Origin of the sequence: Actinomyces provencensis (genome assembly GCF_900155435.1) — a bacterium.
GTDB lineage: Bacteria > Actinomycetota > Actinomycetes > Actinomycetales > Actinomycetaceae > Pauljensenia > Pauljensenia provencensis.
In genome coordinates this window covers 1253985-1267171 of the sequence record NZ_LT700212.1, presented here as the reverse complement: position 1 = coordinate 1267171, position 13187 = coordinate 1253985, and the positions used below count along the sequence as shown (strand labels likewise).

The following is a 13187-nucleotide window of genomic DNA, read 5'->3' as shown; positions in this document are numbered from 1 at the left end:
CCGGACGGGATCATTGTCTCCCGTGGGTCGCGTCGTGCGCGGCGGAGCGTGGACACAGGTCCTCAGGTGAACAGTGCGGAGGCACCGATGCAGGCCACGGTGCCGGCGACGATGCTGAGGACGGGGTTGTGGCGCCACAGGTGCAGACCGACGGTCACCGCCAGGCCGACCAGCAGGGGCGACAACTGCGCACTGTCCCCGAAGTCGGTGTCGTGGACCGTGTAGACGGCCAGGATCACCATGATGCCCACCGGCATGCGGGCCCCGAGCCACGGCAGGAGTCGTGACTCCCGCAGCCGTGCGACCAGTGCGAAGGGAGCCGCCCGCAGGACGAAGGTGACGGCGGCCGCGACCAGGACGACGGCGACCAGGTAGGTCTCAGACACGGGGTCCTCCCCTGTGCTCGTCGCGGTCCCCGTCGGGGTTCCCGGGTGCCGGGCCGCCCTCGTCCCCGGTGCTCCGGGTGCCCGCGGCGTCCGGGACTGCTGCGTCCGTGGCCGCTGCGCGGTGCTTCCCGCCTCCCGTCAGGACGACGCGGGCCCCGCCCTCGTCCGCGAGGACGGGCCCACGACGCCCGGCCCGCAGGCCCGCGGTGCCCCACACGCCCAGCAGCACGCAGACGTAGGCGACCATGGCGACGAGCAGCATGTCGTGCGGGGCCCACACGGCGGCCGCCGTCGCGCAGGCAGCGGCGACCAGCGGGAAGGGCAACGAGCCGGTCGCGCGGTGGGCATCCATGGCCAGCACCACGAACAGCGCGGTGAAGGCGAAACCCAGCCCCGGCACCTCCGGGGGCAGCAGGGAACCCAGCCCGACTCCCAGCAGGCCACCCGCCACCCAGGAGACCTGGAGTGCGGCCTGGATGGTGAGGATGCGGGTGCCCGACCAGGTCCGCGCCGCGGGCGTGGCGGTGAGGGCGTAGGCCTCGTCGGTGAGGGTGTGGATCGAGTACAGGCGGGCGAGGCGTCCGTGGACGCGGTCGAGGGGGAAGGACAGCGCGTAGAAGACGTGGCGGGAGTTCACGAGGAGCGCGGTCAGGGCCACGGTCCCCAGTGGGGCCGAGGCCACGGCCAGACCCACCAGCACGAACTCCAGCGAGCCCGCGAAGACGACGGCCTGGCACAGCGGCGCCCACCACCACGGCAGACCGCTCTGGACGACCAGCACCCCGAAGGTCGCCCCCGTGCAGGCGATCGCCACGGCCGCCGGCAGGACCGTGGCGAGCCCGGCCCGGACCTCGGCGACCCGGCCCGGAACCGGCGCCCTGCCGCTCGGTGACGCCACGTCGGCGTGCGGGGACCTGGTCGGGGACATGGTCCACATTCTCCCCACCCGCTGTCCACGCCGCCGAGCTGTCCGGGGCGCGGGGGCGCCACCAGGTGAAGTGCCCCTAGAGTTGGGGCATGACCAGGATCGTGGCGGGCGAGGCCGGGGGACGCACCCTGAGGGTCCCAGCACGCGGGACACGACCCACCTCGGAGCGTGTCCGCGAGGCGCTCTTCTCGCGCCTGGAGCACATGGACGTCGTGGACGGGGCCCACGTCCTGGACCTGTACGCCGGTTCCGGGGCGCTCGGCCTGGAGGCCGCCTCCCGTGGTGCCGCCGAGGTCGACCTCGTGGAGCGGTCCCGCCCCGCAGCCCAGGTGATCAGCGCCAATGTGCGCACCTTGGGCCTGGGGGAGGTGGCGCGGGTGCACTCCGCCGATGTGCGTTCCTACCTGCTGTCGCGCCGTGGGGAGGCACTGGGGGGTGACATCGACCTCGTCCTGGTCGACCCGCCCTACGACGTCCCCGAGGACGACCTCACCGAGGTCCTGCACCTCCTGGGCCCGTGGATCGGGGCGGACACTTTGGTCGTCGTCGAGCGTTCCACGCGCAGCCCCGAGCCCGGATGGCCCGAGCACCTGCACCTGGAGGAACAGCGCACCTACGGCGAGACCGCCGTGTGGTTCGCCGGCCCGCCGCTGGCACCGGAGGAGTCCCACACCACCGTGCCGGCGGCACCGACCCCTTCCGTGCGGTCCACACAGCTCGCGCCGGGTGCACTGCCCGGCACCCAGCCACCACCGGACGCGCTGCCCGGCACCCAGCCACCACCGGACGCGCAGCCACCCGCCTGACTGGCCACGGCGTCGCCCTCGTAGACTGGGCCCATGACCACAGCTGTCCTGCCCGGGTCCTTCGACCCGGTCACCCTGGGCCACGTCGACCTGATCCGGCGCGCGACGCGTGTGGCGGACCTGGTGGTCGTGGCGGTGGGTGTCAACGCCCACAAGACCGCCCACTTCGACATCGACCGGCGCACCGGGTTCATCCGTGGGGCGCTGGAGGGCATGCCGCGCGTGGAGGTCGCCCGCATGGACGGGCTCCTCGTCGACTTCTGCCGCGAGCACGACGCGGACATGGTCATCAAGGGCATCCGTGACTCCGCGGACGTGTCCTGGGAGATCCTCCAGGCCAGCGTGAACCGCGAGATCGGGGGCGTCGAGACGGTCCTGCTGCCCACCAGCCCCGAGCTGGTGCACGTCTCCTCCTCCATCGTGCGCGAACTCGCCTCGTGGGGAATGGACGTCTCCCGGTATGTTCCGGCAGGCGTCGCGCGCGCGATGGCGGACAATGGGCCCGAGGGCACCCACCGTGGTGCCGGGCAAGAGGGAGGCAGCGATGTCTGAGCAGGAGCACGTCGGGGGCGCGATGGACGAGGGCGACGCCGCCCACCCCGCGGCGACCGGCGTGGGCGGCACGGGCGAGGACCACGGCCAGGCCGGTGCGTCCGGGGCCGAGGGGAGCCAGCAGTGGGGGAGTGAGGCCGTCTACGGTCCCTCCACGGTCATCGCTGCCCTCGACCAGCTGGAGGACCTCATCGACCAGGCCCGCTCGGTGCCCCTGTCAGCCAGCGTCATGGTGAACAGGGCCGAGCTGCTGGACCTCATCGACCAGGCCCGCGAAGCACTCCCGGACGACCTGGTGGCCGCCGACGCAGTGGTCGCGGACGCCGATGCGGTGCTCGGGCGCGCGGACTCCGCCGCCGAGGTCACCATCGCCGAGGCGAACACGCGGGCGCGCTCCACCCTGGACGACGCACGCGAGCGTGCCGACCAGATGCTCCAGGACGCACGCGAGCAGGCCTCCCACACGGTGACCCGCGCCCAGGAGGAGGCCGAGGAGACCCGCAACCAGGCGCGCTCCGACGCCGAGTCGACCATCGCCGACGCCAACGCCCAGGCGGAGCGACTGGTCTCCACGGAGAACATCACCCACCTGGCGGAGGACCGCGCACGCCAGATCGTCGCGGAGGCCAAGTCCACGGACGCCCAGCTGCGACGTGGCGCGGACGAGTACGCTGCCAAGACGCTCTCGGAGGTCGCACACCTGCTGGCAGACCTCCAGCGCCGCACGGACGCCGGTCGTCGGGCCATCGCCGACCGGAACGGAATCGACCAGACGGACATTGACATTGACCACGACTGACACCAACCTGCAGCTCTCCCTGCGCGGCCTTCCCCGGACCCTGGGGTCGACCGCACACCACGAGGTCGACTGGACGGTCCCCGATGACCTGGGGACCTCCGCCATGTGGGTCGAGCCGCGCAGCACCCTGCACCTGGACGTCGCCCTGACCAGCGTGGACGAGGGGGTCCTCGCCCAGGTCACGGGCGACGTGGAACTCCACGGCGAGTGCGTGCGCTGCCTGGACCCGGTGGTGGAGGAGGGCGAGTTCCACGCCGCAGAGGTCTACTTCGAGTCCCCGAAGCGTCGCACCACCCCCACCCCGGAGGACGAGCTCCCCGAGGAGATGCTCACCGTCCAGGACGGCGACGTCGTGGACCTGGAGCCACTGGTCCGTGACGAGGTCCTCGACATGGTGGACCCCCTGCCGCTGTGCCGCCCCGACTGTCCGGGGCTGTGCCCCCAGTGCGGGATCCGGCTGGCCGATGCCCCGGCTGACCACCACCACGACGACATCGATCCGAGACTGGCCGCCCTCGCCGCGCTGCTGGACCCCGAGGGGGACGCTGCGGAGGAGGACGGGGACGGTGGGGACGCCGCGGGAGGCGACGGTCCCGACGGCGGCGCGGACACCGCGGAAGGGCACGCTGACGACGGGAGTGACCAGGCCTGATGTCCCGCAAGCTGCGACTGCCCGTCCCACCCAATGACAACCCCGCGGAACTGCTGCCCCTCTGGGGGGCGGAGATCGACCCGGAGCTCCTGGACCTGGCACTCACCCACCGCTCCTACGCCTACGAGGCCGGGGGGATCCCCCACAACGAGCGCCTGGAGTTCCTCGGCGATGCGGTCCTGTCCATCGTGGTGGCCGACCGGCTCTACCACGACCACCCTGACCTGCCGGAGTCGGACCTGTCCCGCATGCGCGCGGCCACCGTCTCCCAGGAGCCACTGGCCCAGGTGGCACGCCGCATCGGGCTGGGAGACTTCATCCGCCTGGGCAAGGGCGAGGGCCTGACCGGCGGTCGTGACAAGGACTCGATCCTCTCCGACACCGTGGAAGCGCTGATCGGGGCGACGTACCTGTCCCTGGGCCTGGAGCAGACCCGGCGTGTGGTCCTGGACCTGGTGGCCTTCCTGCTCGACCAGGCGGTGGAGCGGGGCCAGACCCAGGACTGGAAGACGATCATCGCGGAGTACGCCCAGCAGGAACACCTGCCGGAACCTGTGTTCACCGTGCACGGCCAGGGTCCCGACCACCACCGGCTGTTCACCGCAGAGGTGTCCTTCGGTGAGGGCGAGGCGCAGGGCGTGGCGACGGCCTCGTCGAAGAAGCATGCGGAGAACATGGCCTCCCGCGATGCCATGCAGCACTTGGCGCCCGGTTTCGTCGGTACGCGGCCCTGAGCTGGGGCCCCTGAGCTCGCGCCCCTGAGTCGGCACGGCTGATCCTGTGCAGGAATGCACCCAGTTTCTGCGTGCAATGGGCGGGTGGCGCCACTCGTGGCGGCGGCCCCTCCTTCTGACCTGCGACGATGCTTGTGCGTTCATCGGAGCCCAGGCGCAGTCGCTCGAAACTGGGTGCATTTCTGCGCATCGGATGTGCGCACCGCATCGGGACGGGTACCCGGACGGGGACCAGGACACGTCCCGTGCGGGCATTACGGGCGTTCCTGTTCCCGGTGGAGGTCGGAGAGGTTCTCTTGGGAGCCGTCTGTGGGCCGCTGTGGCGCAGAGGTCCCGGCCCGGTCGGGATCTGCAGCGATGCCCCGGTCTCCCACCCGGCCTCCATCTCCCACCCACTGGCGGTCATCCGATGGGTGGATGACCTGCGATGGCGGCAAACAGAGCGGACTTCGACCCCCNTCCCCGCTGGCGACCTTCTGCTTGGTGGCGTCCAACTGCATGCCCGCCGCGAAGAGCTGCTGGATGGCGAAGTCGTGGAGGTCCCGACCGATCCGGTCACGTTCGTCGAGGAGGTTGGCGACGTCCTCCGCGTGGCGGGCGGAGGCCAGCTCCAGGGCCAGTGTCGCCTGGGAGGCCAGGGACTCCGCCAGGGGCAGGTCGGAGGAGGCGAACTCCTGGCGCCCCTGTCTCCGCAGGAGCACCAGCACACCCGAGGACTGACCCCGGGAACGCAGGGGGGCGTAGAGCGCCGGTCCGAACTCGCCGAGCTGCGGGACGCGCATGGTCTGGGCGCGGGCCATGGAGTCCACGATCATCCCCGTGCCCTCCGCCAGCACCGACATGGCCCGTCCCTCGGGCGGGAAGACGACGCCCAGCAGCCGGTCCGCGTGGTATCCGTCGGTGATCTCCGCGGTCCATGTCTCACCCACCGACGGCAGCACGATGATCGCCGTGTCCGCATCGGAGACGTCGCGAACGGTCTGGGCGATGAGGACCAGGGCCTCCTCCTCGTCGGCGCCCTCCAGCATGGTGGTCGTGAGGTTCTGCGAGGCCGCGATCCACCGTTCCCTGTTGCGGGCCTGGGCGAAGAGCTCGGCGTTCTCCACGGCCACGCCGGCCGCCGCGGCCAGCGAGGTGACCACCTCGGCGTCCGTCTGCCCGAACCCGCCGAACTTGTCCGTCAGGTAGAGGCGTCCGTAGACCTGTTCGTGCACGGTGACGGGCGCACCCAGGAAGTTCTCGATCTCCTGGTGGCCGTGGGGGAGGGTGACTGCGGCGTACTCCGCGTGGCGGACGTCGTTGATGATGAGGGGACCGTCGGTGGGGATCTCGGCGATGAGGCCGTGGCCGAGTGGCGGGTTGCCCATGTGCGCCACCTGCTCCTCGGAGAAGCCGTGCTGGATGAACATCGTCGTGTCACCCCAGTTGTCGAGCACGCTGAGCGCGCCGTAGCGGGCACCGGTGAGCCGACAGGCCTGGTCGACGAAGCGCTGCAGCGCCGGGCGCAGGTGCAGGTTGGAGGTGAGGTCCAGCGCCGCCTCGAGGAGGCGGAGATCGGTTCTGCCCGAGGGCGTCATGAGGACTCCTGTTCGACGGCCCACCGGTAGGAGTGACGGTGGGCGCTCAGCTGCGCGTGTGTACCCCGCTCCACGACGGTGGCGGGTGCGGGTGCGGTGGTCCGGCCCGGCGTTCCGTCGTCGCCGTGCCCGTGGCCTTCGGGGGGGACGAGGGCGGGGGCGGGAGCTTCTGGACGGTCGAGGACCAGCACGGTGTCGGCGCCCGCCAGGGCGGAGAGCCGGTGGGTGACCACCAGGACACCACGGGAGGCATCATCCGGGCCCAGCAGGGACGTGAGGAGCGCGTCCGCAGTGGCGGGGTCCAGGTGCTCCCCGGGTTCGTCGAGGAGCAGCAGGGGCGAGGGCGAGGCCAGTGCGCGGGCCAGGAGCAGCCGTCGGCGCTCACCGCCGGAGACCGTGGTCCCACCGGAGCCGACCAGGGTGTCAAGTCCGGCGGGCAGCTCCGCCAACCAGGGTCCCAGCCCCGCCGTGGCGAGCAGCTCGGTCGCCCGCTCCTCGGTGAGGTCGGGACAGGCGACGCGCAGGTTCTCCAGGACGGTGGTGGCGAAGACGTGGGCGTCCTCGGCGGTCATCGTCACCTGGGAGGTGACGTCGTGCCGGTCCCCTCCCCACACCTCCACGCCGTCCAGCGTGACGCTCCCCGAGACGGGGGGCAGCATGCCCGCCAGGGTGTAGAGCAGGGTCGACTTCCCGATCCCAGAGGGCCCGACCACGGCCAGGTGGGTGCCGACCTCCAGGTCGAGGTCGATGCCGGTGGCCACCACGGGCCCGCCCGGCCAGCCGATCGAGAGGTCGCGGGCGACGAGGCGTGGCCCACTTCCCGGCGCCGGTGCGGGTACGGGGTGGGGGACCACGGGAGCGTCGTGCCCGAGCAGGTCATCGATGCGCAGGGCGGCCTGGGCGGAGCGGACCAGCTGGACGGCGGCCGGGGCCATGTCGGCGGTTCCCTCGAAGGAGGCCAGGGGGGTGAGCACCAGCACCGCCAGGGCGACCGCGGCGACCAGGCCGTTCGTGGTCTCGGGGATGCCCAGCAGGAGGGCACCGACCACGGCGAGGCCCATGGCCAGTCGGTCGATGCCCGCAGCGATCCCGGAGGTCCGTGCGGCGCGGGCGGTCGCGCGTTCCAGTGAGGCACTGGTGTCGGCGAGCTGGGTGTGCAGGCCCCGGATGCGTCCCGCGACCTGCAGCTCGGCGGCCCCGTCCAGGAGCGTCATGGAGGTCTCGGACAGTTCCGTTCGTGCGGCGCGGGAGTCGAGTTCGGCCCGACGTGCGGAGCGCATGGTGATCAAGGGAGCAACGACGCCGGAGACGAGGAGGCAGGCCGCCAGCACGGCGGCGGCAGCGGGGGGACAGGAGCGCGATGCCGACGACGGTGCCCACGCCCACCACGGCCGTCACGCAGGCCGGCAGCAGGGACTTCACGACGAGGTCGCCGACGTCGTCGACATCCGCCCCGGTGCGTGCCAGCAGGTCGCCGCGCTGCAGGGCCGCGACCCGGTCCACGCGGGAGGTGGCGAGGAGGTCGTAGAGGTTCTGCCGCAGGGAGTCCATGCCGGCCAGGGCCACCCGGTGACTGGCGAGGCGTTGGAGGTAGCGCATGAGGGCGCGCATCACACCGAACATGCGCACCGAGGTCGCGGCCACCGTCAGGTAGAGCACCGGGGGCTGTTGTGCGGCCCGTGCGATCAGCCACGCGGAGGTGGCTGCCAGGGCGATGGCGGAGCCCAGTCCCAGGGTCCCGAGGAGCACGGAGAGGGCGAAGCCGCGGCGGTCCACGTCCAGCAGCCCCAGGACACGACGCAGGGCTCGACGCTCGGGTGCGGTGAGGAAGGCGTTCATTGCCGGCCTCCCTCGGAGTCGGGTGTGCGGTGGGGATCCGTCCCGTCCCCGTCCGGCGGGGTGGACCCGGCCTGCGGGGCAGTGGGTGCGACGAGGGCGGGGTCGAGCAGCCCGGGCAGCTCCACGCGCACATCGCCCAGGGTCTCGACCTCACCGAGCACCGGCCAGTGCCGGATCTCCTCCGGCGTCGCGGCACGGGTGCGGACCTCGATGACCCGGTCCGCGGCCGCGACGACGGCCGCCCGGTGGGCGATGACCACCACCGTCCGCCCGGCGTCACGCATGGCGCGGATCGTGCGGACCACGACCCCTTCGCTGACGGCGTCGAGGTGGGCGGTCGGTTCGTCCAGGACCACGAGGTCGGAGTCGTCGAGCAGGGCCCGGGTGAGTGCCAGGCGCTGTCGCTGCCCCACGGAGAGCCCGACGCCTCCCTGACCCACGGGGGTCTCCCAACCCTGCTGCAGCGTGGCGACCACCTGGTCGAGGCCCGTGGCCTGCGCTGCGCTCGCCAGTTCGGCGTCGGGGACCTCCCGGGCACTCCCGGCATCCCCCAGCACGTTCTCACGCAGGGTGCCGGGCAGGATCGTGGGGGCCTGGGGGACCCAGGTCGCGTGTGACCACCAGGAGGTGGGGGAGACCTCGGCCAGGTCGAGCCCGGGGCCGGGATCCGGCGTGGTGCCGCTGCCGGGTCCGCCCTCGTACCCGGTGGGCCGCAGGAGGACACGACCCCGCGTGGCGGGCTCGAGGCCCAGGAGCACCATGACGGTCGTCGTCTTCCCGGAGCCGGAGGGGCCGGTGAGCGCCACGAGTTCACCGGGGTGGATGACGGCGTCGAGGTCCGCTGGCGCCCACACGCCGCGAGCCGCGACGGAGAGACCCTCCAGGACGATGTCCGTGGAGGCGGGATCGGGTGCGGGGGTGTCACCGTGCTCGGGTGCGGGTGCCTCGATGACCTCGAAGGCGGCCTCGGCGGCGGCGACCCCGTTGGCGGAGGCGTGGAACTGGGCGCCGACCTGGCGCAGCGGTTCGAAGACCTCGGGCGCCAGCATGATGACGGCCAGCCCGGTGGTGAGGGGGATGGAGCCGTGGACCAGACGCATGCCGACCTCGACGGCGACCAGGGCGACGGAGAGCGTCGTGAGGAACTCCAGGACGCCGCCCGAGAGGAAGGCCACGCGCAGGGTGGCCATGGTCGTGCGGGTGTTCTCCTTGCCCAGGCGACGCAGGTGTTCGCGGGGGCCGTCCTCGCGTCCCAGCCCCCGCAGGGTGGGCAGTCCGGCCATGAGGTCCAGCAGTTGGGAGCCCAGTCTCTCCATCGAGGCGAGCTTGCGGTTGGAGGAGTCCTGGGTGAAGCGCCCGATGAGCACCATGAACACCGGGATCAGGGGGATGACGGCAGCTGCGATGAACGCCGACCAGAAGTCGAGCACCAGCACCGTGCCCAGGGCAAGTGGTGTGACGGTGACGACGAGCAGCAGCTGGGGCAGGAACTTGACGAAATAGGGGACGAGGTCGTCCAGGCCGCGTGTCACCAGGGTCGCGGTGTCGGCGCCGTGGCGTGCGCGCCAGCGCGGGCCGAGTTCCTCGGCGCGGGTGAGGACTTCCTCGCGGAGTTCGCGGATGGCTCCCTCTGCTGCGCGGTGGGCCAGTGACTCACGCAGCGCGACCACGCCGGCGCGCACCGCCACGACCCCGACCAGGGCGGCGATGAGGGGGAGGACACCGTGGAGGTCCTGGGTGCCCAGGACCACGGGGGAGACAGCGTGGGAGATCAGGAGTGCCTGGGCGATGACGAGGGCGGCTGTGAGCAGTCCGAGTCCGGCCGTGACGATGATGTGGACCCGCGCCGATCGGGCGTGTCGGAGCAGACGCGGGTCGAGGGGTTTCACCCGCCCCATTGTGCCAGCTGTGGGACCGAGGTCCATGGTCAGCGGGGTGTGGGGCGTCGATCACCACGCTGCGTGACCGGGGGCGGAACCGGAGGNGGGCGAGGGCGATCCACGAAACCGTGGCACTGCACCCCAACCAGGGCACTGAACCACGTTGCACAGGGAAGGCCCCAGGCCACAAGACCCAACCTCAGACCACCCCCACCCCCATATCGTCTTCGAGGTGGAAACAGAGCGGACTTCGAGAAATGCGGGGGTGGGGCGGGCCGGGGTGGCGGTCGTGGGACCTTCATCCCGGTACGATGGTGGCGTGAACGCGAACGAGAAGAAGCCGGCCAACATCCGCGTGATGATCGTCGATGACCACGAGATCGTGCGTCGCGGCATCGCCGAGATCGTGGACCGCGCCAACGGACTTGAGGTCGTGGCGGAGGCGGGCACCGTGGCCGACGCTCTGCGACGCGCCGAACTGGTGCGCCCCGACGTGATCCTGGTCGACCTGCAGCTGCCCGACGGCACCGGCATCGACATCATGGAGAAGCTCGGCAAGACCCGCCCCGAGATCCGGCCCATCGTCCTGACCTCCTTCGACGACGATGACGCCCTGGCCGAGTCCCTGGAGAAGGGCGCACGCGCCTACGTGCTCAAGACCGTGCGGGGCGCGGAGATCACCGATGTCATCAAGGCCGTCTCCGAGGGCCGTGTCCTCCTCGACGAGCGCACCGTGACGCGCCGGCGTGCCGACCACGACGACCCGACCGCCGACCTGACACCCTCGGAGCACAAGGTCCTCGAGCTCATCGGTGACGGCCTCTCCAACCGCGAGATCGGCGAGAAGCTCGGCGTCGCGGAGAAGACGGTCAAGAACCACATCACGTCACTGCTGTCCAAGATGGGGCTCCAGCGCCGCACGCAGGTCGCCGCCTGGGTCGCGGGACAGCGCGCCGCCGCCTGGAGGAACTGACACACCGACGAGGGCGGTGCCGCGCCTCTGCCCGTGCGTACCGCAGATCCTCACGGCCCCGTGACGGGTGCACCGCGCTCACTGTGCCAACGGCACCCGCCACGTGATCTCGGCCCCGCGACCCTCCAGCCCGGTGCCGAACGTGAAGTCCCCCCCGTGCCGGCGCGCCCGTGCCTGGAGGTTGCCCAGACCGGAGTTGCGGGTGCGCTCGGGATCGATGCCGCGACCGTCGTCGGCGACGCGGACCCGGATCCCGCCCTGCTGCTCGTGGCCGTCGACGTCGACGATGACCCGTCCGGCGGTGGCGTGGGCGTGACGGGCGATGTTGGACAGTCCCTCGCGCACGACGGCCACGACGTCGTCGGAGATGTCGGCGTCGATCCGCCCCTCCACCTGCTCGGTCATGGACTCCTCGCGGTCCTCCACGGCATTGATGGTCTGTCCGTCCAGCCGGATGACCAGGGAGGGGGCGAAGCCGAGGAAGTTGCGCGACAGCGAGGCCTCGCGGCGCACACGCTCCACCAGGCCGACGTTCTGGTCGGGTTCGCGCAGGTTGTGGACGATGGCGCGGATCTGGCGCACGGCCTCGTCGACGGAGGCCAGTGAGTCGTCCAGGGAGGCGATGATCCCGTCGCGCTCCAGCTCCCCGCTGGCGACCTTCTGCTTGGTGGCGTCCAACTGCATGCCCGCCGCGAAGAGCTGCTGGATGGCGAAGTCGTGGAGGTCCCGACCGATCCGGTCACGTTCGTCGAGGAGGTTGGCGACGTCCTCCGCGTGGCGGGCGGAGGCCAGCTCCAGGGCCAGTGTCGCCTGGGAGGCCAGGGACTCCGCCAGGGGCAGGTCGGAGGAGGCGAACTCCTGGCGCCCCTGTCTCCGCAGGAGCACCAGCACACCCGAGGACTGACCCCGGGAACGCAGGGGGGCGTAGAGCGCCGGTCCGAACTCGCCGAGCTGCGGGACGCGCATGGTCTGGGCGCGGGCCATGGAGTCCACGATCATCCCCGTGCCCTCCGCCAGCACCGACATGGCCCGTCCCTCGGGCGGGAAGACGACGCCCAGCAGCCGGTCCGCGTGGTATCCGTCGGTGATCTCCGCGGTCCATGTCTCACCCACCGACGGCAGCACGATGATCGCCGTGTCCGCATCGGAGACGTCGCGAACGGTCTGGGCGATGAGGACCAGGGCCTCCTCCTCGTCGGCGCCCTCCAGCATGGTGGTCGTGAGGTTCTGCGAGGCCGCGATCCACCGTTCCCTGTTGCGGGCCTGGGCGAAGAGCTCGGCGTTCTCCACGGCCACGCCGGCCGCCGCGGCCAGCGAGGTGACCACCTCGGCGTCCGTCTGCCCGAACCCGCCGAACTTGTCCGTCAGGTAGAGGCGTCCGTAGACCTGTTCGTGCACGGTGACGGGCGCACCCAGGAAGTTCTCGATCTCCTGGTGGCCGTGGGGGAGGGTGACTGCGGCGTACTCCGCGTGGCGGACGTCGTTGATGATGAGGGGACCGTCGGTGGGGATCTCGGCGATGAGGCCGTGGCCGAGTGGCGGGTTGCCCATGTGCGCCACCTGCTCCTCGGAGAAGCCGTGCTGGATGAACATCGTCGTGTCACCCCAGTTGTCGAGCACGCTGAGCGCGCCGTAGCGGGCACCGGTGAGCCGACAGGCCTGGTCGACGAAGCGCTGCAGCGCCGGGCGCAGGTGCAGGTTGGAGGTGAGGTCCAGCGCCGCCTCGAGGAGGCGGAGATCGGTTCTGCCCGAGGGCGTCATGAGGACTCCTGTTCGACGGCCCACCGGTAGGAGTGACGGTGGGCGCTCAGCTGCGCGTGTGTACCCCGCTCCACGACGGTGGCGGGTGCGGGTGCGGTGGTCCGGCCCGGCGTTCCGTCGTCGCCGTGCCCGTGGCCTTCGGGGGGGACGAGGGCGGGGGCGGGAGCTTCTGGACGGTCGAGGACCAGCACGGTGTCGGCGCCCGCCAGGGCGGAGAGCCGGTGGGTGACCACCAGGACACCACGGGAGGCATCATCCGGGCCCAGCAGGGACGTGAGGAGCGCGTCCGCAGTGGCGGGG

Annotated in this window: 11 protein-coding genes and 2 pseudogenes; 6 read left to right on the top strand and 7 right to left on the bottom strand. The window is 71.7% G+C overall.

Going from position 1 to position 13187, the window contains the following annotated elements; genetic code table 11:
• Positions 1-62: 62 nt before the first annotated feature.
• Positions 63-386: a branched-chain amino acid transporter permease gene (locus BQ9890_RS05565; protein ID WP_075889992.1), complete on the bottom strand. Its 324-nt coding sequence runs from the start codon at positions 384-386 to the stop codon at positions 63-65.
• Positions 379-1314, bottom strand: coding sequence for an AzlC family ABC transporter permease (locus tag BQ9890_RS05560; protein WP_078062544.1), 936 nt, complete (start codon positions 1312-1314; stop codon positions 379-381). Before BQ9890_RS05560 ends, BQ9890_RS05565 begins: the two co-directional genes overlap by 8 nt.
• An 89-nt stretch (positions 1315-1403) precedes the next feature.
• On the opposite strand from BQ9890_RS05560, the gene rsmD reads away from it, so the two are divergent.
• Genes rsmD through rnc form a run of 5 tightly spaced genes read left to right on the top strand, consistent with a single transcriptional unit; the run spans position 1404 to position 4857 of the window.
• A complete protein-coding gene (gene rsmD / locus BQ9890_RS05555; protein ID WP_075889988.1) occupies positions 1404-2120 on the top strand; it encodes a 16S rRNA (guanine(966)-N(2))-methyltransferase RsmD in 717 nt (238 codons plus the stop codon).
• 33 nt (positions 2121-2153) lie between these two features.
• Positions 2154-2672: a pantetheine-phosphate adenylyltransferase gene (gene coaD / locus BQ9890_RS05550; protein WP_075889986.1), complete on the top strand. Its 519-nt coding sequence runs from the start codon at positions 2154-2156 to the stop codon at positions 2670-2672.
• Positions 2665-3471, top strand: coding sequence for a DivIVA domain-containing protein (locus BQ9890_RS05545; RefSeq protein WP_230297836.1), 807 nt, complete (start codon positions 2665-2667; stop codon positions 3469-3471). Before coaD ends, BQ9890_RS05545 begins: the two co-directional genes overlap by 8 nt.
• Positions 3458-4123 carry a YceD family protein gene (locus BQ9890_RS05540; protein ID WP_075889984.1) on the top strand — a complete coding sequence of 222 codons (666 nt, stop codon included), beginning with the start codon at positions 3458-3460 and terminating at the stop codon, positions 4121-4123. The genes BQ9890_RS05545 and BQ9890_RS05540 overlap by 14 nt, the downstream gene beginning before the upstream one ends.
• Positions 4123-4857 (top strand): ribonuclease III, encoded by a 735-nt coding sequence (gene rnc / locus BQ9890_RS05535; protein WP_075889982.1) that lies wholly within the window; start codon positions 4123-4125, stop codon positions 4855-4857. Before BQ9890_RS05540 ends, rnc begins: the two co-directional genes overlap by 1 nt.
• Before the next feature lie 461 nt (positions 4858-5318).
• Here rnc and BQ9890_RS05530 read toward each other — a convergent pair.
• The 3 genes and pseudogenes from BQ9890_RS05530 to cydD all read right to left on the bottom strand — a co-directional run.
• Positions 5319-6434 (bottom strand): annotated as a pseudogene (locus BQ9890_RS05530) (GAF domain-containing protein); the annotation flags it as partial.
• Positions 6431-7765 carry a thiol reductant ABC exporter subunit CydC gene (gene cydC / locus BQ9890_RS05525; RefSeq protein ID WP_326844910.1) on the bottom strand — a complete coding sequence of 445 codons (1335 nt, stop codon included), beginning with the start codon at positions 7763-7765 and terminating at the stop codon, positions 6431-6433. The pseudogene BQ9890_RS05530 and the gene cydC, both read right to left, overlap by 4 nt.
• 504 nt (positions 7766-8269) lie before the next feature.
• A complete protein-coding gene (gene cydD, locus BQ9890_RS05520; RefSeq protein WP_230297835.1) occupies positions 8270-10171 on the bottom strand; it encodes a thiol reductant ABC exporter subunit CydD in 1902 nt (633 codons plus the stop codon).
• A 340-nt stretch (positions 10172-10511) separates the two neighbouring features.
• Here cydD and BQ9890_RS05515 point away from each other — a divergent pair, with 340 nt between their 5' ends.
• Positions 10512-11126 (top strand): response regulator, encoded by a 615-nt coding sequence (locus BQ9890_RS05515; protein ID WP_075892776.1) that lies wholly within the window; start codon positions 10512-10514, stop codon positions 11124-11126.
• A 78-nt stretch (positions 11127-11204) separates the two neighbouring features.
• Here the strand turns inward: BQ9890_RS05515 and BQ9890_RS05510 are convergent, their stop codons facing one another.
• Both BQ9890_RS05510 and BQ9890_RS15625 read right to left on the bottom strand, forming a co-directional pair.
• Positions 11205-12887 carry a sensor histidine kinase gene (locus BQ9890_RS05510; protein WP_075889976.1) on the bottom strand — a complete coding sequence of 561 codons (1683 nt, stop codon included), beginning with the start codon at positions 12885-12887 and terminating at the stop codon, positions 11205-11207.
• A pseudogene (locus BQ9890_RS15625) lies at positions 12884-13187 on the bottom strand (hypothetical protein); the annotation flags it as partial. The gene BQ9890_RS05510 and the pseudogene BQ9890_RS15625, both read right to left, overlap by 4 nt.